The following is a 21,984-nucleotide window of genomic DNA, read 5'->3' as shown; positions in this document are numbered from 1 at the left end:
TTAATATAAACTAATCGCATAATTGGAATTTATGACTGACAAAGGTTTAAAACAAGCTAAGGAAAGTCAAGTTTAAACTGTTAATACTGTGGTAATCCTAGTTAAAACCAAAGGGTGTAACAATAGTAAATAGCAAAAAAACTTAAAAACACCATGCCAAAATAACTCAAGAAACGTAATCCGTAACTTGGCTTGTGTGCTTTAGGTATGTCTATAGATGTAACAGCTTTTAAGTTCATCCATCCTAAAATAGGAGCAAAGACAAAAGAAACAAAGGTAGCTACTGTTACTAACTTGCCCATATCCGCTTTATAAAAATAAATGACTAGCCAGTTGGCGAAAGCTAAGAGTAATATTAACCAAGTAAAATTGTTCTTTAGTTTTATCACGGAAGAAGAAGGATATAACTTTTGAACGATATCTAAACCAACTCTTGCAACTGCGTCGTGTGCTGTCATGCAAGTGCTAAACATAGTAGCAAAGGCAGAAATCGCTATAAAAAAATAAGCCCACTGTCCAATATGGGCTGTAAATATGGTCACTAGCTGGTCTGAAAATACTACGGCGCTACCACTAAGTTCAGTATTTGTGCCATAAAGAGTCAACCAACCAATAACTAAAAAGAATATCGCCAATAATCCCGTTATCCAATAACCAACTTTAAATTCCCTAAGTGCTTCTGAAACGGATGGTGGATTATCCATGCTATTAAGTTTTTCAACACTCCACATGCTTACCCAACCTGCAGCTTCCACGGCAGTGGGCATCCACCCAACCAAACCTATTAAAAATAATATTCCAACTTCATCAAATAATTCGGGTGATGAAAAATTGGGAACAGGAGTTGTAGGACCTTTGTAAAGTACTAAGAATGTTGTAGCGAGTAGTGCTACAAATAAAATGGAGACTACAATTTTAAGAGCGTTCTCTAAAAAGCGATATCTGCCAACAATCAGTAAAATACTTATTAAAATAAAAAGTACTAACGCAGCCCAATTTAAACTCCATTCCAAAGCAAACAGATTTACCATCAATCCTGCAGTAACCACATATAATGCCGCTAAAATAGTCAGCATACTTACTAAGGTTATTAAGGCATAGATGTATAAATAGGGTTTGCCTAAGCGTAAATAACCTTCAATAAGCGTTTTTCTTGTTGCATTGGTGTAGCGTACTCCAAACTCAAAGAACGGATACTTAAGTACATTAGCAAGAATGATTGGCACAACCATAATCCAGCCGTATTGAGCCCCAGCTTTTGTAGATAATACCAGATGAGACGTGCCAATAGCCATACTGGCAAATAGAATTCCTGGTCCTAAACTTTTTAAAAATGATTTCACAGAAAAATAGTGCGGTTATTTTGAGTTGGTGACTCTAAATTACACTTTTTACCCTTGGCTAAGAAATACTATATTTAGTGTCTTTGTACGATAGAATTAAAATGAAAATTTTAAAACGAAAAATGATTTGGCTATTAGCTGGTATTGGAGTTTTGGTGATTGGTTACCTTTTAGGACCACAAGTGCAACGACCTAATTTAAAAATGAAGTGGCCAAAAGTAAGTAGAGATTTAATAAAGTTAGAAAAATCTTTAAAAGCTAGAGAGGCCAAGGTATTGAACATTAGACCTGATAACCACGCTAGAATTATTTGGGCAGATAGTATTCCTAAAAAGACCAAATACAGCTTAGTGTATTTACACGGTTGGTCTGCAAGCCAAGAAGAAGGGGACCCAATACATAGGCAAACGGCATACAATTATGGCATGAATTTATTTTTGCCTCGTTTAGCAGGGCACGGTTTGGAAGAAGAAGAGGCTATGTTAGAATTAACAGCAGATAAAATTTTAGCATCTGCAAAAGAAGCTGTCGCTATTGCAGCGCAATTAGGAGAAAAAGTAATAGTAATGGGTACATCTACTGGGGGTACATTAGGATTACAACTTGCAGCGGAAAATAAAAATATAGTTGCTCTACTCTTATATTCTCCCAATATTGAAATCTATGATTCGTCCTCTAAATTGCTTTCTATGCCTTGGGGTTTACAGTTGGCAAAGCTTGTAAAGGGCGGTGATTATCATGAATTTGATACTGATATTGAATTGAAAAATCAATATTGGACTACAAAATATCGTTTAGAAGCTTTGACTCATTTACAAGTTCTGGTTGATGAAACTATGACTCCAGAGACCTTTTCTAAAGTAGAGCAACCCTTATTTTTAGGGTATTATTATAAGGATGAAGAACACCAAGATAATGTAGTTTCTGTACCCGCCATGCAAAACATGTTTAAAATGCTAGGTACTACTACCGATAAAAAAAGAGAAATAGCTTTTCCTAATGCCGGTGATCATGTTATAACTTCCCATATCACGTCCAAAGATATAGAAAGCGTACAACTAGAAACTAATAAATTCATAGAAGAAGTGTTGGGTATTGAGCCAAGAAGTATAAAGTAACGCTATACTTAGTATGTCTTTTTATCTTGCTTATCGGCCCAATTTTTAAAAACAGGCCACGCATCATTGCGCAACAATTGCTTAAAAGGGATGCTTCTTTGGTCCATGGCTAAATCTAGTTCATCATAAATAAACTGGTCATCAAAATCAATAGCTTTTGCATCTGCTTTTGTACAACCGTAAAATACAGCTTTTGGTCTTGCCCAGTAGATGGCGCCTAAACACATAGGGCAAGGTTCGCAAGAAGTATAAATTATGCAGTCGGTGAGTTGAAAACTACCAAGTTTTTCACACGCTTCCCGTATAACAACCATTTCTGCATGGGCCGTAGGGTCATTGGTAGAGGTGACTCTATTATGGCCTTCTGCAATAATTTCATTGTTTTTTACCACCACAGCGCCGAAAGGACCGCCAGCATTACTGTTCATTCCTTTAGCAGCCATTTCTATGGCACGTTTCATAAAATAAGCATCGTTCTTTTGCATTTTCACTATCATTTAGATTCTTAGCAAAAATAGATAAAAGCTAGGGGTGGGCTATCTAATTAGAGCAAGAATCTCTCAATAATTTTGGACTTAAACACTGTAACCACATCTTCTAGCACATATATTTTTAATAACTAAATGGTGAATTAGAATAAGATAGTTCTATAGCCAGTGGGTTAATTTACCCAATCAAAATAGGTGGTGTTAATAGCCTCTTTTTCGGTGTGTATGTAGGCGATAAAAGCTTCTGCTACGGGAGATAGTTTTTTCTTTTTTAGGCACACTAAGTTCCACTCCGTGGTTATAGGTAGTCCCTTAAAAGGAATCACAGATATTTGACCTGTTTCTACCGCATTTTTAATGCCAATCATGGGCATAATGCTGTAACCCAAACCAGCAATTACGGCTTGTTTTAGAGCTTCGTTAGAAGTGAGTTCTATTTTCTTTTTTACTAATAGGTCTTGTTGTTTTATAAATGTTTCCATGGCATTACGGGTGGCAGAACCGTACTCTCTAAATAAGAGAGGACCATCTTCAAAAATTCTTTTTTTAGCTATTTTCTGTTGTTGCAATCGTTGGGTACCCCCAACAAGAAAGAGTTCGTTTTTTAAAAGTGGTATGGTCTCTAATTCTAAATGCTCTGGTAATACAGATACCAACGCAAAGTCTACCTTATTTTGTTCTAAATCTTCTACTACTCTTAATTTGTTAGTTACGTCCATTCTAAATTCGATTGCTGGATGTGCATTTACAAATCCGGATAAATAGTAAGGCATTACATACTTTCCTGTAGACACTACTGCAACGGATAAATTGCCCGCCAATTTGCCATGGTACATGTCAATTTTTTGATTTATTCTATCGTATTTATCTAAAATTTCTTGCGCCTCTTGCGCTATTTCTAGCCCAAATGGGGTTACGTATAGTTTTCTGCCAACTACTTCTGTTAATGGAATAGAGAATTGTTCTTGCAATTTTTTTAGCTGAATGGATACGGCAGGTTGAGTAAGATGTAAAACCTCTGAAGCCTTGGTAATACTAGATTGTTTAACTACTTCTACAAAAATTTGAAGCTGATGAAAAGTAAAATGCATTTATAATAGTTAATGAATATTATAATAAATATAAATAAAAATTAATGAGATGCATCGTGCATATTTGCAAACAAAAAATATGCGAGTAGTTAAATCATTTAAACCAGAAGCAGGGATGCGCCATACCCTAGGTTCAAAAAGTAAAAGTAGAAATGGATGGTCTTTCCTTATCCTCAATACCTATGCTTTAGCAGTATTGGTTTTAGCTTTCCTTATACAAAGTCCAATGCAACCTTTCTTAGTTAAAGGGGCATTACTACTCTTATTGATTTCAATTTTTAAAACTATTTAATAACTAAATCATGGTACAAACAAAAACCGAAATTCAATTGGTAGACGGAACGTTTACAGTATCAGAAGCTACAGATTTACTAGTGGCTTTATTAGAAGAGAAAATCAACTTTCACAAATTACATCGGCTTTCGTTGGGTGAGCGTTATCCTGATAGTGACACGGATTATGATGATAACCGAATTCACCAGTTGATGCAAGAGCGAACACGTGTAAAGAAATTATACCAAGAAATAGACAACCCTTCTGCAAAAATTAAAATAGAAGGCATCTTAAACATTTCTTTAGAGGATTAGATTTAAACAGACAACGCGGTAAATGGACTTACATCTACTATTTGATAATTTGACGAACCCTGCACTTTTATTTTTTGTTTTAGGAATTACGGCGGCACAGCTTAAAAGTGACTTAGAAATTCCGAAAAATTCTTCTAAATTTATTTCTCTTTATTTGTTATTAGCTATCGGGTTTAAAGGAGGTCAAGAGCTTGCGCATAGTGTCTTTACGGTAGAAATTGTGTATGCTATTGTAGCGGGATTATTACTTGCTTTACTAGTGCCTTTGTATACCTTTTTTGTGCTAAGACTTAGATTTACAGTGGAAAATGCAGGCGCTATTGCAGCAGCCTACGGTTCTGTAAGTGCAGTCACTTTTGTTACTGCTGTAAGTTTTCTGGAGCTAGAAGGTATAAACTTTGGTGGTCATATGGTGGCTGTTATGGCACTGATGGAAGCACCCTCCATTATTATAGGAGTGCTATTAATGCGGTTGTATTCTAATGGCAGAAAATCTAAATCAGAATTTATTTCGCTTTTTAAACATGCCTTAACCAATGGTAGTGTTTTGTTGATTCTTGGGAGTTTGTGTATTGGTTTTATTGCGAGTGACATCCAAGCCGAGGGTATAAAACCCTTTACCACAGATATTTTTAAAGGGTTCTTAGCGGTGTTTTTATTAGATATGGGTATTACCAGTGGTAAAAAGATTGGAGCTTTGGTTAAAAAAGGGTGGTTTGCATTAACGTTCTCCATTCTTGTTCCAATTATAAACGGCGTGCTAATAGCTAAATTATCTGGCTTGTTTTTAACCGAAATAGGAGACCGATTTTTGCTGACGATTTTGGCTGCAAGTGCATCTTATATTGCTGTCCCAGCGGCCATGCGCATAGCAGCGCCAAAAGCCAATCCCAGCTTATATTTGCCAATGGCATTAGCCATAACTTTTCCATTTAATATTACACTAGGAATGCCTTTATATATGTGTGTTATTACGTGGTAATGCTACTTGTAATAGGTATTTTATAAACCCTGTAAACTATAAAGTTGCGCAGGGTTTATACTTTTGGGAGTAAAGCTAAAGTTTCTTTAATGAAATTTGTTTTACCGAGGACATAAGCACCACGGTCGTTTTTAAATTGAAAAGCAAGGTTTATTTTAAGAGCCTCATAGGCTTTTGCTCTGGTAGGATTAGCAATTAAGTAATCTCTAAATTTTAATTGTTGCCACATAGCATTATGTATTGGACACATATGAATATGAAAAATTTGCGATTTTTTTCCATCTAAATGATAGCCTTTTCCAAAACTAGAGTAAGCGGCAATCCCTTCTCTTTCTGGCACAACAAAATGTGTGTAGCCTAACATCGCAAATTCTGCTATTAAATGCTCATCAAACAAAAGTGCTTCTGGTATGTCAATTATAATATCAATGTAAGGTTTGGATTTGATGGTTGGGATAGATGAGCTGCCAAAATGTTCTATGCGTAACAGTCTTGAGCTTCCTATTTTTGACAGTAGTAATTCTTTTTCTTCTTGAAACCGTTGTTTCCACAAAGGGTTATGCTCTTCTAAAGCGATTGGGAAAAGGGTGTTCCAATCGTCTTTGGTTAAATCGAGCAGTGTTTTTTTCATGAGGATTTGATGCTTATTGTTTTAATAGCTGGCAAAATTTAACTTTATCGCAATAAAAAACCCTTCAAAATCAAAAGATTAAGAAGGGTTTCTGTACTCGAGGCGGGACTTGAACCCGCACGGGCAAGATGCCCACAGGATTTTAAGTCCGGCGTGTCTACCAATTCCACCACTCGAGCAGGACTTAATTAAAATACACTTTTAAAGTGATTTTTGAGCGAAAAACGGGATTCGAACCCGCGACCCCCACCTTGGCAAGGTGATGCTCTACCAACTGAGCTATTTTCGCGTTTTTAAAGAACGTCATCGTTTTTCCCGATGCGGATGCAAATTTAAAACAATTATTTAAAAGACAAAGCTATTTTTTAAGAAGTTGCAGATTTCTTTTTGCTTAACAATCTTTTTATCTCATTTAACTTCATCAAAGCTTCTACGGGTGTAAGTGTATCTATGTCTAAATGAAGTATTTCCTCTTTAATTTCTTCCAAAAGTGGGTCGTCTAAATTAAAAAAGCTTAGTTGCATTTTTTCTTCTTCTTGTTGCAACTTTCCAGAAATTTCTTCACTAGAATGCGACTTTTCTAGTTTTTTAAGGATTTTGTTAGCCTTGTTCAGTACCTGTTGCGGCATGCCAGCCATCTTCGCTACATGTATTCCAAAACTATGTTCACTACCTCCAGGGACTAATTTTCGTAAAAAAAGCACATTGTCTTTGAGTTCTTTTACGGCTACATTGTAATTTTTAATTCGGGTGAAGGTATTGGTCATTTCATTGAGCTCATGGTAATGTGTTGCAAATAGTGTTTTTGCTTTTGCAGGATGCTCATGCAGATATTCTGTAATGGCCCATGCAATAGAAATACCGTCATAAGTGCTGGTTCCTCTACCTATCTCATCCAAAAGAATTAAGCTGTTTTCAGAAAGATTGTTAAGAATAGAGGCTGTTTCGTTCATTTCTACCATAAAAGTAGATTCGCCCATAGAAATATTATCACTAGCTCCAACACGTGTGAAAATTTTGTCTACTACACCAATTTCTGCACTGCTTGCAGGGACAAAACTGCCCATTTGTGCTAACAAAACTATAAGAGCTGTTTGTCTTAGAATAGCAGACTTACCACTCATATTTGGTCCTGTAATCATGATAATTTGTTGTTCTTCTCTATTTAAGAAAACATCATTGGTAATGTAAGTTTCGCCTAGTGGTAACTGTTTTTCTATTACGGGGTGTCTCCCTTCTTTAATATCTAGAATGGCGTTGGTAGTTATGGTTGGTTTCTGGTAATTGTTTTCTACAGAAAGCTGCCCAAAACCACACAAACAGTCTAACTTACCAATTAAATAGCCATTTTGTTGTACTTGGGGAATGTATTCTTGCATCCATACCAAAAGTTGTTCAAAAAGTTGCTGTTCTAAACTTAAGATGCGTTCTTCTGCGCCTAGAATTTTAGCTTCGTATTCCTTTAATTCTTCGGTTATATAGCGCTCTGCATTTACTAATGTTTGCTTGCGAACCCAATTCTCTGGGACTTTGTTTTTGTGCGTATTTCTAACTTCTATATAATAACCAAAAACATTGTTAGAAGCTATTTTTAAACTTGTAATTCCGGTTGCCTCGCTCTCTCTTTGGAGCATTTGGTCCAGGTAATCTTTGCTAGAAAATGCAATGTTCCGTAGCTCATCCAATTCGCTAGAATACCCAGTTGCAATCGTTTGCCCTTTTGCTAATAGCACTGGAGCTTCCTCATGCACCATTTCTTTTATTTTGTTTCGCAGCGCGGCACAATCGTGCAATTGCTCACCTAATTGTTGTAATGCTAAAGTTTCAGCTTCTGTACAAAGTTGTTTTAGCGGAACAATAGCCTCGAGTGAGTTTTTAAGTTGGATAACCTCCTTGGGATTTATTTTTCCCGTGGCTACTTTAGAAATTAATCGTTCTAAATCCCCCATCTGTTTTATCCAATGTCTAGATTTATCTAGATGCGGAGCATTTTCCTTTAAAAATTCTACAACGGATAAACGATCTTCTATCTTGTCCTTGTCTTTTAAGGGTAGTGCAAGCCATCTTTTTAGCAGACGCCCTCCCATAGGAGATATAGTTTTATCTATAACAGAAAGTAGCGTGGTAGCATTGGGATTATGGCTACCATATAATTCTAAATTACGAATGGTAAAACGATCCATCCAAACAAATTCCTCGTCCGCAATACGCTGTAATTTAGTTATATGTTGTAGCTGTCTGTGTTGTGTTTCTGATAGATAATGTAAAATAGCTCCGGCAGCAATGGTGCCACAGCTTAAGTGTGCTACACCAAAACCTTGTAGAGAATTGGTTTTAAAATGACTATTAAGCTTTTCTTGCGTAAAATCTTCTTGAAAAACCCAATCTTCTAGTAAGAAACTATGGTGTTGGTGGCCAAAATGCTGCGGAAACTCTAACTTTTGTTTTTTGGAAATTAGAACTTCATTCGGCGCAAAATTCTGTAACAGCTTATCAATCTGGCTATTGTTTCCTTCGGCAACTAAAAATTCACCAGTAGAAATATCTAAAAAAGAAACTCCTAATTTGTTTCTCCCAAAATGTACGGCAGCTAAAAAATTGTTGCTTTTGGCGTTTAAAATATCATCATTTAAAGCTACACCAGGAGTAACTAACTCGGTTACACCGCGTTTAACAATGGTTTTGGTTTGCTTAGGGTCTTCTAATTGATCACAAATAGCAACCCGTTCCCCTGCTTTAACCAATTTGGGTAAATAGGTGTTTAAAGAGTGATGAGGAAAGCCTGCAAGTTCTGTTTGGTCCCCACCATTGTTTCTATGGGTTAAAACAATACCTAGAATTTGCGCAGCTTTAACGGCATCTTCCCCAAACGTTTCATAAAAATCCCCAACCCTAAAAAGTAACATAGCATCTGGATGCTTTGTTTTAATAGCATTGTACTGCTGCATCAACGGAGTTACCTTCTTTGTCTTCTTTCCTGCCAAAATTGCGCTTCTTTATTTCTTTTTTCGAAAATATAAAGATGCCAAGGTTTCTTTCAATTTTGTTGATATTTACAGCTCAAAAGTGAATAATTAAATGCGAAAGTTAGCCAACGACGAATTAGATAGGAAAAATGTAGCGGAATTCAAGGCTGCAGAGAAATTACCCGTTTCTCTAATATTGGACAACATAAGAAGTTTAAATAATATTGGATCTGTATTCCGCACTGCCGATGCTTTCTTAATTAAAAAAATTTACCTGTGCGGTATTACTGCTAAACCTCCGCATAAAGACATACAAAAAACAGCTTTGGGCGCTACAGATAGCGTGGCTTGGGAATACGTAGAAGATACGTCAGAGTTGGTACAGCGTTTACAAAAAGAAAAGGTGCATGTGGCGGCGCTTGAGCAAGCAGAAAATGCTACAATGCTCCACACATTCACTCCAGTGATTGACCAAGAATATGCTTTGGTGTTTGGTAATGAAGTTAAAGGGGTGTCTCAACAGGTGGTTACTGCTAGTGATACGGTTCTAGAAATACCTCAATTTGGCACTAAACACTCTTTAAATATTGCGGTAAGTACAGGGGTTGTTGTTTGGGATTTTTGGAATAAACTAATGGGCTAGAACAAAAAAACCTCGGTGAAACCGAGGCATAACATATAGTTTGAGTTAGTTAGTTTCTGACAAAGCAGGTCGCTAATAAAGTAAAACCATTTCTTAAATCCAAATGTTTTCTTAAATAATCGTAAGCTGTTTTTCTAGTAGTTTGGCTTCAATGGCATCTAAAATATATTCATAATCATGTCTGTTTGCCACAAAATCAAGATCTTGCATATCTATAATTAATGCATTTTGTTCCGGATAACTTTTTAGAAAATCCATATAACTTTTGTTAATGGTTTCTAGATAATCTGGCTTAATATCCTGTTCATATGCACGCCCTCGTTTTTTAATTTGCTGCAATAAGCGCTCTGTATTTTGGTACAGATACACGTAAACATCTGGTTTGCGTACTTCTTTATACATAACGTTAAAGACCCTGCGGTACAACTCGAACTCATCTTTTTGTAAGGTGACTTTTGCAAAAATGAGCGATTTAAAAATGTCGTAATCACTCACCATAAATTGTTTAAATAAATCAAACTGACTTGTGTCGTCCATAAATTGCTGGTAGCGGTCTGCCAAAAAAGACATTTCTAAAGCAAAAGCATACCTTCTTTGGTCTTTGTAAAATTTGGGCAAAAAAGGGTTGTCTGCAAAACGTTCTAAAACAAGTTTAGCATTAAACTCATCTGCAATCATATGGGTTAAGGTGGTTTTTCCTGCACCAATATTTCCTTCTATAGATATAAATTGTACCTGAGAAAACAGGTGGGTTCTATCTCTAAACAATTTTAAATGCTTTTTATCTAGGGGTTTTTTATCGCGTAGCTCCATAAAAAGGTTGCGCGTATCTTTTTTAAGTATAGGGTGATAAAATTGAGGCGCTACATCTGCCAAAGGTTTCAATACAAAGCTACGGTCTTGCATACGGGGATGTGGAACCTCTAAATCGTCCTCTACAATAATAGCTTCTTCATAATAAATAAGATCAAGATCTATAGGTCTATCAGTATAGCCTTCATTTAGTTTTCTTTCTCTACCTAACTCTTTCTCTAATTGTAATAACTGGGCTAGTACCTGTTTGGCACTAAATTTTGTGTTAACAGAAATACAAGCATTGTAGAATGGAGCGCCATCAAAACCTACAGCCTCGTTTTCATAAATAGAAGAAGTTTTTAGCACATTGCCAATACGTCTACCTAGCTCAAATACTGCTCTTTGCAGATTTAGATAGCGGTTGCCAACATTGCTTCCTAAAGAAATATATGCGGTTTTTTCGTTGCTCATACTTAGAAAGGAACAAAGTAAATAAAAGATGTGCACAATGGTTATCTTTGGAGCATAAATAAATTTAAATGAAATTTTTAAGAAACCTTTTGGCGGCTATAATTGGTTGTCTAATAGCCTTTGGTATATTGTTCTTTATGTTTTTTCTTTTAACTGCACTGTTAGGTAGTGCAGGTGATGAAGTTGTGGTAAAAGAAAATTCCGTATTACAAATAAGCTTTACAGAGCCTATTTATGACTACCAAGGCGGTAATGCAGATGATCCATTTGCTGCTTTATTTGAACAGGGACAAGGTTTGGATAAAATACTACACGCAATATCTGTTGCTAAGAATGATGATAAGATAAAAGGGATAAGCCTTACCCAAGGTTTTTTAATGTCTGGTTTGGCACAAACGCAAGAAATACGAAATGCCCTGCAAGACTTTAAAACTGAAGGTAAATTTGTATATGCATATGCGGATTACTACGGACAGCAAGATTATTATTTGGCAAGTGTAGCTGATAAAGTGTTTGTAAATCCCCAGGGTTTAATGGACTTTAAAGGTTTAGCATCAGAAGTATTGTATTACAAAAAACTACAAGAAAAAACGGGCCTGAAAATGGAAGTTATTCGCCATGGCAAATATAAAAGTGCTGTAGAACCGTTTTTAGCAGATGAAATGTCAGCAGAGAATAGAACGCAACTCAAAGAACTATTAACTTCTGTTTGGGATGCTATGTTGGTAGATATAGCAGACTCTAGAAAATTGTCTGTATCAGAATTAAATACTATTGCAGATACGTTAGGTGGTAGAACAGCAAAAATGGCTGTAGCTAATGGCTTGTTAGATGGTGTGCTTTATTTGGATGAATATGAAAATACTATAAAAGAAACCCTTGGTATTGCAAAAGATAAGAAGGTTAATTACGTGGAACTGGGAGATTATATTAAGAGTGCTAATAACAAGAATAAACCTAAAGGCAGCAATAAAATTGCGGTGATCTATGCCCAAGGCGAAATAATGTACGGTGATGGCTCTAAGGACATTATTGGGCAAGGCAATATGCAAGAAGCACTTAAAAAGGTAAGAGAAGATGACGCTATTAAGGCAGTAGTAATGCGCGTTAACTCCCCTGGCGGTAGTTCTCTGGTTTCTGATATGATTTGGAGAGAAGTAGAACTAACTAAAGCTAAAAAACCAGTAGTAGTTTCTTTTGGCAATGTAGCGGCCTCTGGCGGATATTACATTGCTGCCGGTGCTAATAAAATTTTTGCAGAACCTACAACAATAACGGGTTCAATAGGGGTGTTTGGAACCATACCTAATATTCATGAGTTCGCCAATGAAATTGGGATAAACGCTGAACAAGTGGGGACGAATGCAAATTCTGTGGACTACTCGGTTTTTGAACCGATGACGGAGCAATTTAGGAATCAGGTTTTAGAAAGTATAGAAGAAACCTATGATACGTTTTTGGACCGTGTGGCAACAGGGCGTGGCATGAGTAAAGATGAAGTAAATGACATTGCGCAGGGTAGAGTTTGGAGCGGAATAGATGCTCAAAAAATTGGGTTGGTAGACGAATTAGGGAATTTGGAAGATGCTATTGCAGCTGCAGCAGAATTAGCAGAATTAAAAGAATTTGGCATTAAAAAATACCCAAAGTTTAAATCGGAATTTGAACAAATGATGGAGGGATTAAGCGGCGCAAAGGTTAAACTTGGGGAGCAAATTATTAAAGAAGAATTAGGAGCTGATAATTATATGCGTTTAAAAGAAATTAAAGCTTTTACAGAAAAAAGAGGTATACAAGCTAGGTTGCCTTACGATTTAAATATAAAATAACAGCACTTGACGGTAAAAGACCATAAACTCGCATTTAAAATATACTTGTATTTAGGGGCGTTATTTATCACCTCTTTGGTGGTAAGTAATCTAATTTTTCAAAAGTTTTTTTATTGGAGGCCTTTTGGAGATGTTACCATTTTTGGTGCGCCTTTGTTTGAGATTTCTGTTGGTATATTGCCTTATCCTATTACCTTTTTGATAACAGATTTAATTTCAGAAATTTTTGGACAAAAGAAAGCAAACCAAATTGTAACGGCAGGTATTTTTGCTTCTTTATTTTCCATGCTAATTATATTGGTGGCCAATTACGTACCTGCAATCCCAACTAGTCCAATTGGGGATGCTACATTTACTAGTGTTTTTGGTCTTTCTCCTTTAGGCGTATTAGCCTCTATGCTGGCTTATCTATTTGCGCAGTATATAGATATTTCTATTTACCACTTTTGGAAAAAAATTACCAAAGGAAAATACTTATGGGTACGGAATAACTTTTCCACTTTTGCTTCACAATTTATAGACACCTTTACCGTTGTGGCATTGCTTTGTATTTTTGAAGTTTTGCCCTGGTCCAAGTTTTATGGACTGGTAATTAGTGGTTTTCTCTTTAAAGTTTGCATTGCAGTTTTAGATACACCTCTGTTATATTTCTTTGTTTATCTCTTTAGAAAAAGATTTAACTTAAAAATAGGAGAGGAAATTATTTTGGATAAAGCCTAAGCGCTTATTTTGATAAAAACTTGTATTATGAAGAAAAAACTGCTTAAAATAGTAGGGATTTTTTTATTGGTGATTATTGGCTTGGCCATAGCATTGCCTTTTTTTCTTGAGGGGAAAATAGCAACCATCATCAAGAATAAGGTGAACCAAAACATGAATGCAACCTTAGATTTTGAAGAGGCTAATCTAAGCCTAATCAAGAGCTTTCCAAATGCACACGTTAACCTTAAAGGTATTTCTCTTGTTAATAAAGCGCCATTTGAGGGGGACACCCTTTTTGCCTCAGAAAGCTTAGCGTTAAACATGTCTATAAAAGAATTGTTTAAAGGAGCTGGAGAACCAATAGGCATAAAAAGTATCTTGATAGACGGAGCAAGGCTTCATATTAAAGTTGATAAAGAAGGGAATGCAAATTATGATGTTGCGCTACCAGAAGAGCCTGGGACTGCGGAGGAGGAATCCGGTGCTAATAATGAGTTCAGCTTTGACTTGCAAGAATATGCTATTTCTAATTCCGATATAATTTATGACGATTTTGCGACTGGAATGCATATGGTTATTAATGAAATGAATCATAAAGGAACGGGTGATTTTTCTTTGGCTAAATCCGAGTTAGATACCCATACAGATGCTTTGGTTTCTTTTGAAATGGATAGTACCAAGTATTTAAATAAAAACAAGGTGGCTCTAGATGCCTTGTTAGCAATGGACTTGGAAAATAGTAGATATACCTTTTTAGATAACAAAGCCTTGGTAAACCAATTGCCATTGGTTTTTGATGGTTTTGTGCAAGTAAATGAAGCTAACCAAGAAATAGATATTTCGTTTAAAACGCCATCATCAGACTTCAAGAATTTTTTAGCAGTGATACCCGAAGCCTATTCTAAGAATATAGAAAATGTAAAAACTACGGGAAATTTTGAGGTTTCTGGTAGGTTTTACGGTATTGTAGATGATACCCATATTCCAAAATTTAATATCGACCTAAAGTCGGATAACGCCTCTTTTAAATATCCAGATTTGCCAAAAGCGGTAACTAATGTATTTATAGATACTAAGATTAATAATGAAACAGGTATTACAGAAGACACCTATGTTAATTTAGATAGGCTTAGTTTTAAAATAGATCAAGATGTATTTAATGTAAATGCTAAGATTAGAGATTTGCTAGGCAATACCAGAGTAAATGCGCATATGGATGGTAAAATGAATTTGGCCAACCTTTCTAAGGCGTATCCGTTGCCAGTAGATTACGGATTATCTGGTATGTTAAATGCGGACGTTACCACAGCATTTGACATGGCTTCTTTAGAGCAAAAAAAATACGCCAATACTAAAACTAATGGTACAGCAAGCCTAACGGGATTTAATTATGCTTCTCCTGAGTTAAAGAATCCGGTAAATATAGAGCGTGCAGAAATGACATTTAATCCCACAACGGTCACTCTAAATTCGTTTAAGGGAAAAACAGGGAGTACAGATTTTAATGCTACAGGTGCTATAAATAATTTGTTAGGTTATCTTTTTAATGATGAAAATATAGAGGGTAATTTTAAACTAAGTTCTAACAATTTTGCGGTAAATGATTTTATGGTAGAGGAAGCGGTGACTACAGATGATTCCGCTAAGGATATACCTACTGAAACTACGGAACGTGTAAAAATCCCATCGTTTTTAGACTGTACAATAGATGCTACTGCTGCAAATGTGTTGTATGATGATATTAAATTGAAAGATGTGTCTGGCAGATTGCTTATTAAAGACGAAACTGCTACGCTGCAAAACTTAACGTCGTCTTTGTTTGATGGTAAGGTGGGGCTAAACGGAAATGTGTCTACAAAAGGTGCTATCTCTACGTTTGAAATGGCTCTAGATATGAACCAGATACAGATAGGGGAGTCCTTTAAAATGTTAGATATGTTTAAGGTGTTGGCTCCAGTTGCGAATGCTTTACAGGGAACGTTGAATACAGACATTAAATTAAGTGGTAATTTAAAAGATGATATGACTCTTAATTTAGCTACCTTGTCTGGCGATATGTTGGCGCAGTTATTGTCTACAGATATTAATGTAGAGCGTGCTCCATTGCTAACAGCACTTAGTAACAGGTTGAGCTTTATTAATTTAGATAAACTAGATTTAAAAGGGCTTAAAACAAAATTGTCTTTTGAAAATGGTACCGTTAATGTGACGCCTTTTGATATTAAGATAAATGATGAAATAGCTGTGAACGTTGCTGGTAGTCATTCTTTTGATAAGCAATTGGCATACAATGCTACATTAAATGTGCCTGCCAAATATTTAGGGTCCGATGTAAATAATTTAATTGCCAAAATAGACGATAAAAGCTTAGAGGGCTTAACTATACCTGTAAAAGCTACTATTGGTGGTAACTATACTAGCCCATCTGTGAACACAGATTTAACTTCTGGAGTAAAACAACTTACAGCGCAACTAGTAGAGATACAAAAACAAAAACTTCTAAACCAAGGTAAAGACAAAGCAAAGAATTTGCTTGGAGACTTGTTAAATAAAAATCAGACAGCAGACTCTGCCCAAGTAGATACTACTAAAGCAAGTACAGGTAATGCCGTTAAAGATGCCCTCGGTGGTCTTTTAAATAACAAAAAGAAGACGGATACTACAACTGTTAAAAAAGATACTGTAGTTAAAGAAGATATAGTTAAGGATGCTGCTAAGAGTATTCTTGGCGGCTTATTAGGTAAAAAGAAAAAGGATAGCACCAATTAGTGCTATCCTATTTTAGTTCCATTAGCTACATGTTGCTGTGGAGCTAATAAGGTAACTTCTTTGTTATTGCCTACGGCCCCCATTACTAAACATTCACTCATAATAGTTGCAATTTGTTTTGGAGGAAAATTGATTACGGCAATTACTTGTTGTCCAATTAAATTTTCAGGTTGGTACAAATCGGTTATTTGTGCAGAAGTTTTGCGTGTGCCTATTTCTTCCCCAAAATCTATAATCATTTTGTAGGCAGGATTTCTTGCCTCTTTAAAAATTTCGGCCTGAACAATGGTGCCAACACGCATATCGACTTTAGAAAATTCTTCCCAAGTTAAGGTATGGTCTGTCATCGTATTTCTAATTTATATCTATGCCTACATAAAGGCCTTCGTTACTTCTTATGTTAAAAACAGTTTGGTCTTCAAAAATTAGATACTGCCCTTTAATACCTTTTAATTTGCCAGTGTAAGTAGGAGTTTTTATGAGATTAAGACTTTTTACTTTCTCAGGGTAAGTTAATACTGGAAATTCTAGTTCTGTCTCTTTATTCGTAGCTATGTAATAGGCTTGTGCTTCTTCTGGTATGTAATTTTTTAGTTTTTCGCGCCAAGCCACTAAATCTACATCCTCAATGTCGTTTTTAAGCATCTTTTGCCAGCTGGTCTTATCGCTCACATATGCTTTAAGTGCTACTTCTGTAATCCCCGCCAAATAACGATTGGGAGTTTCTACAATTGCAATAGCCTCATGAGCACCTTGATCAATCCAACGGGTGGGAACCTGACTTTTACGTGTAACACCAACCTTTACATTACTGCTGTTTGCTAAATACACAATATGTGGTTGTAATTGCATTCGTTTTTCATAGTCCAAATCGCGCTCCTCTTGGTTTAAATGGGCTTTACTTAATTCGGGTTTCATAATCCAATCTGCCGCTTGGGGTACTTCAAAAAAACAACTGCGGCAAAATCCTTGGCGGTAAATAGGTTTGTCTAAACCGCAATTAAGACACTGGTATTTTATAAAGCTTATCTTTAAATGTTTATCGAGTACTTGATTCATGTGGATAAAATCGTTTTCCATCACTAAAAAATATTGGATGGGCGATTTATATTCGGTCTTCATCTTGCGTAATACGCCTTCGTAAATCATGTATCGGTATTTATTTGAACAAATTTGAAATAAAGGTTATTTTAGCTGATAACCCATAAAAGAAGGGTTAAAGATACCGAAAATGCCAATACCATTATTCAATTCCATAGCCTCTTGGCTGCTCAAAAAAAGATACCATCAGATAGAATTGTTTTTAAAATATCCTATTGATGTTCAACAAGAAGTGTTGAGGTATTTAATCACCTTTGCTAAAGGTACAGAATTTGGCAAAATGCATGGATTTGATAGTATTAAAACCTATGAAGACTTTGTAGCACGAGTACCAATTGTGGATTATGAGGAAGTAGCTGGTATGATAGAACGTACAAGGCGAGGAGAGCAGAATGTATTTTGGCCTACCAGCATAAAATGGTTTGCAAAAAGCAGTGGAACTACGAATGCAAAAAGTAAATTTATTCCTGTAAGTACAGAGGCCTTAGAGAATTGCCACTACAAGTCTAGTAAAGATTTGCTGTGCTTGTACTTAAATAACAATGAAAATTCTCAATTATTTACAGGTAAAAGCTTACGGTTAGGTGGTAGTAAAGAGTTGTATGAGGATAACGGAAGCTTTTTTGGAGATTTATCTGCAATTTTAATAGATAATATGCCTTTATGGGCAGAATATAGTAGCACGCCAAGTAATAAAGTTTCTTTAATGAGTGAGTGGGAGCATAAGATGACCGCTATTATTGAGGAGAGTATAAAAGAGAATGTAACCAGTTTGGCTGGTGTCCCCTCTTGGATGTTGGTGTTATTGAATAATGTATTGGAACGAACTGGTAAAACGCACTTATTCGAAATTTGGGAGAATCTAGAGGTGTATTTTCATGGAGGGGTTAGTTTTGCACCTTACCGGGAACAGTATAAAAAGCTGCTGCCCAGATCCCGTTTTAATTATTACGAAACCTATAACGCATCAGAAGGTTTTTTTGGAATACAAGATAGGAACAACTCTCATGAGCTGTTATTAATGTTAGATTATGGTATTTTCTATGAGTTTATTCCTATACATCAAAATGGCCAATTAGAACCATTAGCCATACCGTTGTGGGAAGTGAAAATAGGAGTCAATTATGCTGTTGTAATCACTACCAATGCTGGCCTTTGGCGTTATAAAATAGGAGACACGGTTAGGTTTACCAGTACTGCGCCGTATCGTATTAAAATTACAGGGCGTACTAAGCATCATATTAATGTCTTTGGGGAAGAACTCATTATTGAGAATACAGAAGAAGCGCTAAAAAGTGTATGCGAAAAAACAGGGGCGCAAATTAAAGACTATACTGCCGCTCCTGTGTTTATGAAGGATAAAGAAAAAGGTGCTCATGAGTGGGTTATAGAATTCAGAAAACCTCCAGAACAACTAGATTACTTTGTAGAACTGTTAGATAATGCGTTAAAAGCTTTGAATTCTGATTACGAAGCAAAACGTTACAATAACATGACCTTAAATCCGCCCAAGGTACATATGGCTAGAGCTAATTTGTTTTACGATTGGCTAAAAAGCAAAAATAAATTAGGTGGGCAACATAAAATTCCGCGTTTATCTAATAGTAGGGAGTATCTGGAAGAACTTTTACAATTAAACGTTATTACTGCGGAGGTAAAAGAATAACAATTACTACAACGTTTTCGTTGTTTGTGCTCGGTTTATCGAATAAAATCTAAACTATAGCCAATATATTGGTGGCATTCCCGTTTAGATACCAACTTTAAACAGACTAAACAAAAAACTACCCGTTACTATGGCAGAAAAACTTATTGTATTATCAGACATGTGGGGAGTCAAAAAAGGGTTGTGGATAACCTCTTATTTTGGCTACTTACAACAGTATTATGACATTGAATTTTATGATATTCAGCAATTAGGGAACATAGAAATTCCGGTATTAACTGGTGAAAATATTCACAAAGCTTTTGTAAATGGCGGATTAGATACGGCAACAGCGCATTTGGTAAGTAAAGTGACGGAGCCTTGCCATATTTTAGCTTTTAGTGCAGGTGGTACTATAGCATGGAAGGCGGCTTTGCAGGGTATGCCTATGAAATCGCTTACAGCAATTTCTGCAACTCGTTTACGTTTTGAAACCGAAAAGCCAAAGTGTAAGGATGTGCAATTAATTTATGGCGAAAATGATACGTATAAACCAAATGCACAATGGGCTAAAGAAATTGGTATGGAATTACAAATTATAGAGAATTTTGGTCACGAGTTGTATTCTGATGAAAAGTTTATCGGTGATATCTGTATGGATTTATTAAATAAAGTAACCCAAAAAGCAGTATAGGGCTTTATGTACATGGAAATAAAAAAAGCGGCTATTAAGCCGCTTTTTTAGTTTTGTCATAGATGCTTAGGATACTGCTTTGAGTTTTTTTATGGTTTCATAAGAAAGCTTTTCTTCTGCATATGCTTTAGATACCTTTAAGGTTTTATCCTCGCTACTTGGTAAGTTAAACATGGCATCTGTAAATATTGCTTCGCACAAAGAACGAAGTCCTCTAGCACCTAATTTATATTCTATAGCTTTATCTACAATATAGCTTAAAGCTTGTTCTGTTATTTCGAACTCTATGTCATCCATGGCAAACAATTTTTCATATTGTTTAATGATAGCATTTTTAGGCTCTGTAAGTATAGCTCTTAGGGTTTTTTTATCTAGCGGATTCATATGTGTTAATACCGGTAAACGCCCAATAATTTCGGGAATTAAACCAAAATCCTTTAAATCTTTGGGGATAATGTACTGTAATATGTTTTCGCTATCTAAGTTATCTTCTGCTTTAGAAGCACTATAGCCAACTGCTTGCATGTTTAAGCGCTTGGTAATTATCCGTTCTATACCATCAAAAGCACCCCCAGCTATAAACAAGATGTTCTCCGTGTTTACTTCTATAAATTTCTGATCAGGATGTTTACGTCCTCCTTTTGGTGGTACGTTTACAACTGTGCCTTCCAGCAATTTTAATAGCCCTTGTTGTACGCCTTCTCCAGATACGTCTCTAGTAATAGAAGGATTGTCGCTTTTACGAGCGATTTTGTCAATCTCATCAATAAAAACTATACCACGTTCTGCTTTTTCTAAATTATAATCAGCAGCTTGTAGTAAACGTGTTAAAATACTTTCTACATCTTCCCCAACATAACCAGCTTCTGTTAAAACAGTAGCGTCTACAATAGCTAGAGGTACATTCAGCATTTTAGCAATAGTTTTAGCCATTAAAGTTTTACCTGTACCCGTTTGGCCAACCATAACAATGTTACTCTTTTGTATCTCTACTCCGTCGTCTGTACTTTTAGGTTGCAATAATCTTTTATAGTGATTGTAAACCGCTACCGACATTACCTTTTTGGTGCGTTCTTGGCCTATAATAAAAGTATCTAAAAACTCTTTTATTTCTAGCGGTTTTTTAAGCACTAACTCTGCAGATAAATCATTGCTTTTTGCTTGCTTAGATTCTTCTGCTACTATACTATGAGCTTGCTCTATACAACGGTCACAGATGTGTGCGTCTAAACCGGCAATTAAAAGATTGGTTTCTGGCTTTTTTCTACCACAAAATGAACATTCTAAATTCTCCTTCGCCATTTTTATTAAATGCTTGAATATAGTTTAACGGGAAAATCGTAGTAAAATTTTTACTTTTCGATGAAATCCCTATTAATGGTTGTCGGTGTTAGGCCTTTTCCCTTACTAAGATTTCGTCAATCATTCCGTATTCCTTGGCTTGGTCTGCTTTCATCCAGTAATCTCTATCACTATCTTCAAACACCTTATCAAAGGTTTGGCCAGAATGGTTAGCAATGATTTGATATAATTCGTCTTTAATTTTTAACACTTCTTTTGCTGCAATTTCAATGTCACTTGCTTGTCCTTGTGCTCCAGAAAGCGGTTGGTGAATCATAATTCTTGAGTGTGGAAGTGCACTTCTTTTTCCATTTTCTCCTGCGCAAAGCAGTACAGCGCCCATGGAGGCGGCTATACCCGTACATATTGTAGCTACGTTTGGTTTAATAAATTGCATGGTATCATAGATGCCAAGACCAGCGTAAACGCCACCACCTGGAGAGTTAATGTAGATAGAAATATCCTTAGAAGCATCCGTGCTTTCTAAGAATAACAATTGCGCCTGTACTATGTTTGCAACTTGGTCGTTGATACCAGTTCCTAAAAAGATGATGCGGTCCATCATCAATCTAGAAAACACATCAAAAACAGCAATGTTTAATTGTCTTTCCTCAATAATATTTGGGGTAAGGTTTACTGGGTACATGCTGCTCATGATTTTATCATAATACATGCTGTTGACCCCGTGGTGCTTAGTAGCGTATTTTTCAAATTCTTTTCCGTAATCCATAGGAAGTAAATCGCTTATTTTTTTAAACAAAAAAAGGTTCTGAAATATAAAATTCCAG

General features: G+C 35.9%; 20 protein-coding genes and 2 tRNA genes. 10 read left to right on the top strand and 12 right to left on the bottom strand.

Annotated features, from left to right (window positions below; translation table 11 throughout):
• Positions 1-101 precede the first annotated feature (101 nt).
• Complete coding sequence (locus HCO57_RS06295) at positions 102-1,343, bottom strand: divalent metal cation transporter (RefSeq protein ID WP_317171121.1); 1,242 nt, start codon at positions 1,341-1,343, stop codon at positions 102-104.
• Positions 1,344-1,465: 122 nt separating this feature from the next.
• On the opposite strand from HCO57_RS06295, the gene HCO57_RS06290 reads away from it, so the two are divergent.
• Positions 1,466-2,461, top strand: coding sequence for an alpha/beta hydrolase (locus HCO57_RS06290; RefSeq protein WP_245167548.1), 996 nt, complete (start codon positions 1,466-1,468; stop codon positions 2,459-2,461).
• Positions 2,462-2,469: 8 nt separating this feature from the next.
• Here the strand turns inward: HCO57_RS06290 and HCO57_RS06285 are convergent, their stop codons facing one another.
• Together HCO57_RS06285 and HCO57_RS06280 are read right to left on the bottom strand one after the other, a co-directional pair.
• Positions 2,470-2,946 (bottom strand): nucleoside deaminase, encoded by a 477-nt coding sequence (locus tag HCO57_RS06285; protein WP_136949515.1) that lies wholly within the window; start codon positions 2,944-2,946, stop codon positions 2,470-2,472.
• A gap of 176 nt (positions 2,947-3,122) precedes the next feature.
• Positions 3,123-4,040 (bottom strand): LysR family transcriptional regulator, encoded by a 918-nt coding sequence (locus tag HCO57_RS06280; protein ID WP_167988315.1) that lies wholly within the window; start codon positions 4,038-4,040, stop codon positions 3,123-3,125.
• A 79-nt stretch (positions 4,041-4,119) separates the two neighbouring features.
• Here HCO57_RS06280 and HCO57_RS06275 point away from each other — a divergent pair, with 79 nt between their 5' ends.
• The 3 genes from HCO57_RS06275 to HCO57_RS06265 are packed head-to-tail and all read left to right on the top strand — an operon-like array spanning position 4,120 to position 5,609.
• Positions 4,120-4,332: a hypothetical protein gene (locus HCO57_RS06275; RefSeq protein WP_167988314.1), complete on the top strand. Its 213-nt coding sequence runs from the start codon at positions 4,120-4,122 to the stop codon at positions 4,330-4,332.
• Positions 4,333-4,342: 10 nt separating this feature from the next.
• Complete coding sequence (locus HCO57_RS06270; protein WP_136949518.1) at positions 4,343-4,627, top strand: hypothetical protein; 285 nt, start codon at positions 4,343-4,345, stop codon at positions 4,625-4,627.
• 22 nt (positions 4,628-4,649) lie between these two features.
• Positions 4,650-5,609 (top strand): sodium-dependent bicarbonate transport family permease, encoded by a 960-nt coding sequence (locus HCO57_RS06265; protein WP_167988313.1) that lies wholly within the window; start codon positions 4,650-4,652, stop codon positions 5,607-5,609.
• Between the two features lie 55 nt (positions 5,610-5,664).
• Here HCO57_RS06265 and HCO57_RS06260 read toward each other — a convergent pair whose 3' ends face one another.
• The 4 genes from HCO57_RS06260 to mutS all read right to left on the bottom strand — a co-directional run bounded on the left by HCO57_RS06260 (position 5,665) and on the right by mutS (position 9,188).
• The gene (locus HCO57_RS06260) at positions 5,665-6,240 is read right to left on the bottom strand and encodes a GrpB family protein (RefSeq protein ID WP_167988312.1); all 576 of its coding nucleotides are present in this window, start codon (positions 6,238-6,240) and stop codon (positions 5,665-5,667) included.
• 94 nt (positions 6,241-6,334) lie between these two features.
• Positions 6,335-6,419, bottom strand: a tRNA-Leu gene (locus HCO57_RS06255).
• Positions 6,420-6,456: 37 nt separating this feature from the next.
• Positions 6,457-6,529, bottom strand: a tRNA-Gly gene (locus HCO57_RS06250).
• Between the two features lie 76 nt (positions 6,530-6,605).
• Positions 6,606-9,188, bottom strand: a complete 2,583-nt coding sequence (gene mutS, locus HCO57_RS06245) for a DNA mismatch repair protein MutS (protein ID WP_167988672.1) — start codon at positions 9,186-9,188, stop codon at positions 6,606-6,608.
• 130 nt (positions 9,189-9,318) lie between these two features.
• On the opposite strand from mutS, the gene HCO57_RS06240 reads away from it, so the two are divergent.
• Positions 9,319-9,849, top strand: a complete 531-nt coding sequence (locus HCO57_RS06240; protein WP_136949521.1) for an RNA methyltransferase — start codon at positions 9,319-9,321, stop codon at positions 9,847-9,849.
• 111 nt (positions 9,850-9,960) lie between these two features.
• On the opposite strand, the gene folK is transcribed toward HCO57_RS06240, so the two are convergent.
• The gene (gene folK, locus HCO57_RS06235; RefSeq protein WP_167988311.1) at positions 9,961-11,115 is read right to left on the bottom strand and encodes a 2-amino-4-hydroxy-6-hydroxymethyldihydropteridine diphosphokinase; all 1,155 of its coding nucleotides are present in this window, start codon (positions 11,113-11,115) and stop codon (positions 9,961-9,963) included.
• Positions 11,116-11,183: 68 nt separating this feature from the next.
• On the opposite strand from folK, the gene sppA reads away from it, so the two are divergent.
• Genes sppA through HCO57_RS06220 form a run of 3 tightly spaced genes read left to right on the top strand, consistent with a single transcriptional unit; the run spans position 11,184 to position 16,415 of the window.
• Positions 11,184-12,944 carry a signal peptide peptidase SppA gene (gene sppA / locus HCO57_RS06230; RefSeq protein WP_167988310.1) on the top strand — a complete coding sequence of 587 codons (1,761 nt, stop codon included), beginning with the start codon at positions 11,184-11,186 and terminating at the stop codon, positions 12,942-12,944.
• A gap of 6 nt (positions 12,945-12,950) precedes the next feature.
• Positions 12,951-13,664: a queuosine precursor transporter gene (locus HCO57_RS06225; protein ID WP_167988309.1), complete on the top strand. Its 714-nt coding sequence runs from the start codon at positions 12,951-12,953 to the stop codon at positions 13,662-13,664.
• Positions 13,665-13,691: 27 nt separating this feature from the next.
• Positions 13,692-16,415, top strand: a complete 2,724-nt coding sequence (locus tag HCO57_RS06220; protein WP_167988308.1) for an AsmA-like C-terminal region-containing protein — start codon at positions 13,692-13,694, stop codon at positions 16,413-16,415.
• A gap of 2 nt (positions 16,416-16,417) precedes the next feature.
• Here the strand turns inward: HCO57_RS06220 and HCO57_RS06215 are convergent, their stop codons facing one another.
• A complete protein-coding gene (locus HCO57_RS06215; protein ID WP_136949526.1) occupies positions 16,418-16,762 on the bottom strand; it encodes a tRNA-binding protein in 345 nt (114 codons plus the stop codon).
• Positions 16,763-16,769: 7 nt separating this feature from the next.
• Positions 16,770-17,564 (bottom strand): DUF2797 domain-containing protein, encoded by a 795-nt coding sequence (locus HCO57_RS06210; RefSeq protein ID WP_136949527.1) that lies wholly within the window; start codon positions 17,562-17,564, stop codon positions 16,770-16,772.
• Positions 17,565-17,646: 82 nt separating this feature from the next.
• Here HCO57_RS06210 and HCO57_RS06205 point away from each other — a divergent pair, with 82 nt between their 5' ends.
• Both HCO57_RS06205 and HCO57_RS06200 read left to right on the top strand, forming a co-directional pair.
• Positions 17,647-19,182 (top strand): GH3 auxin-responsive promoter family protein, encoded by a 1,536-nt coding sequence (locus HCO57_RS06205; RefSeq protein ID WP_167988307.1) that lies wholly within the window; start codon positions 17,647-17,649, stop codon positions 19,180-19,182.
• A gap of 130 nt (positions 19,183-19,312) precedes the next feature.
• Positions 19,313-19,855 carry a hypothetical protein gene (locus HCO57_RS06200; RefSeq protein ID WP_167988306.1) on the top strand — a complete coding sequence of 181 codons (543 nt, stop codon included), beginning with the start codon at positions 19,313-19,315 and terminating at the stop codon, positions 19,853-19,855.
• A 66-nt stretch (positions 19,856-19,921) separates the two neighbouring features.
• On the opposite strand, the gene clpX is transcribed toward HCO57_RS06200, so the two are convergent.
• Both clpX and clpP read right to left on the bottom strand, forming a co-directional pair.
• Positions 19,922-21,157 carry an ATP-dependent Clp protease ATP-binding subunit ClpX gene (gene clpX, locus HCO57_RS06195; protein ID WP_136949530.1) on the bottom strand — a complete coding sequence of 412 codons (1,236 nt, stop codon included), beginning with the start codon at positions 21,155-21,157 and terminating at the stop codon, positions 19,922-19,924.
• An 88-nt stretch (positions 21,158-21,245) separates the two neighbouring features.
• Positions 21,246-21,926 (bottom strand): ATP-dependent Clp endopeptidase proteolytic subunit ClpP, encoded by a 681-nt coding sequence (gene clpP, locus HCO57_RS06190; protein ID WP_136949641.1) that lies wholly within the window; start codon positions 21,924-21,926, stop codon positions 21,246-21,248.
• Positions 21,927-21,984: the final 58 nt, after the last annotated feature.

The organism is Croceivirga sp. JEA036, assembly GCF_011882165.1.
Classification (GTDB): Bacteria; Bacteroidota; Bacteroidia; order Flavobacteriales; family Flavobacteriaceae; genus Croceivirga.
The sequence above is the reverse complement of the archived record's forward strand: the minus strand, read 5'-3'. Positions and strand labels throughout refer to the sequence as shown.

Excerpts from the sequence above, each read along its gene's own strand:
- clpX (WP_136949530.1), bottom strand. The coding sequence starts at position 21,157 with ATGGCGAAGGAGAATTTAGAATGTTCATTTTGTGGTAGAAAAAAGCCA.
- HCO57_RS06280 (WP_167988315.1), bottom strand. The coding sequence starts at position 4,040 with ATGCATTTTACTTTTCATCAGCTTCAAATTTTTGTAGAAGTAGTTAAA.
- HCO57_RS06205 (WP_167988307.1), top strand. The coding sequence starts at position 17,647 with ATGCCAATACCATTATTCAATTCCATAGCCTCTTGGCTGCTCAAAAAA.
- HCO57_RS06275 (WP_167988314.1), top strand. The coding sequence starts at position 4,120 with ATGCGAGTAGTTAAATCATTTAAACCAGAAGCAGGGATGCGCCATACC.
- clpP (WP_136949641.1), bottom strand. The coding sequence starts at position 21,926 with ATGGATTACGGAAAAGAATTTGAAAAATACGCTACTAAGCACCACGGG.
- HCO57_RS06210 (WP_136949527.1), bottom strand. The coding sequence starts at position 17,564 with ATGATTTACGAAGGCGTATTACGCAAGATGAAGACCGAATATAAATCG.
- HCO57_RS06270 (WP_136949518.1), top strand. The coding sequence starts at position 4,343 with ATGGTACAAACAAAAACCGAAATTCAATTGGTAGACGGAACGTTTACA.
- sppA (WP_167988310.1), top strand. The coding sequence starts at position 11,184 with ATGAAATTTTTAAGAAACCTTTTGGCGGCTATAATTGGTTGTCTAATA.
- mutS (WP_167988672.1), bottom strand. The coding sequence starts at position 9,188 with ATGCAGCAGTACAATGCTATTAAAACAAAGCATCCAGATGCTATGTTA.
- HCO57_RS06265 (WP_167988313.1), top strand. The coding sequence starts at position 4,650 with ATGGACTTACATCTACTATTTGATAATTTGACGAACCCTGCACTTTTA.
- HCO57_RS06215 (WP_136949526.1), bottom strand. The coding sequence starts at position 16,762 with ATGACAGACCATACCTTAACTTGGGAAGAATTTTCTAAAGTCGATATG.
- HCO57_RS06200 (WP_167988306.1), top strand. The coding sequence starts at position 19,313 with ATGGCAGAAAAACTTATTGTATTATCAGACATGTGGGGAGTCAAAAAA.
- HCO57_RS06240 (WP_136949521.1), top strand. The coding sequence starts at position 9,319 with ATGCGAAAGTTAGCCAACGACGAATTAGATAGGAAAAATGTAGCGGAA.
- HCO57_RS06290 (WP_245167548.1), top strand. The coding sequence starts at position 1,466 with ATGATTTGGCTATTAGCTGGTATTGGAGTTTTGGTGATTGGTTACCTT.
- folK (WP_167988311.1), bottom strand. The coding sequence starts at position 11,115 with ATGAGCAACGAAAAAACCGCATATATTTCTTTAGGAAGCAATGTTGGC.
- HCO57_RS06285 (WP_136949515.1), bottom strand. The coding sequence starts at position 2,946 with ATGCAAAAGAACGATGCTTATTTTATGAAACGTGCCATAGAAATGGCT.
- HCO57_RS06260 (WP_167988312.1), bottom strand. The coding sequence starts at position 6,240 with ATGAAAAAAACACTGCTCGATTTAACCAAAGACGATTGGAACACCCTT.
- HCO57_RS06220 (WP_167988308.1), top strand. The coding sequence starts at position 13,692 with ATGAAGAAAAAACTGCTTAAAATAGTAGGGATTTTTTTATTGGTGATT.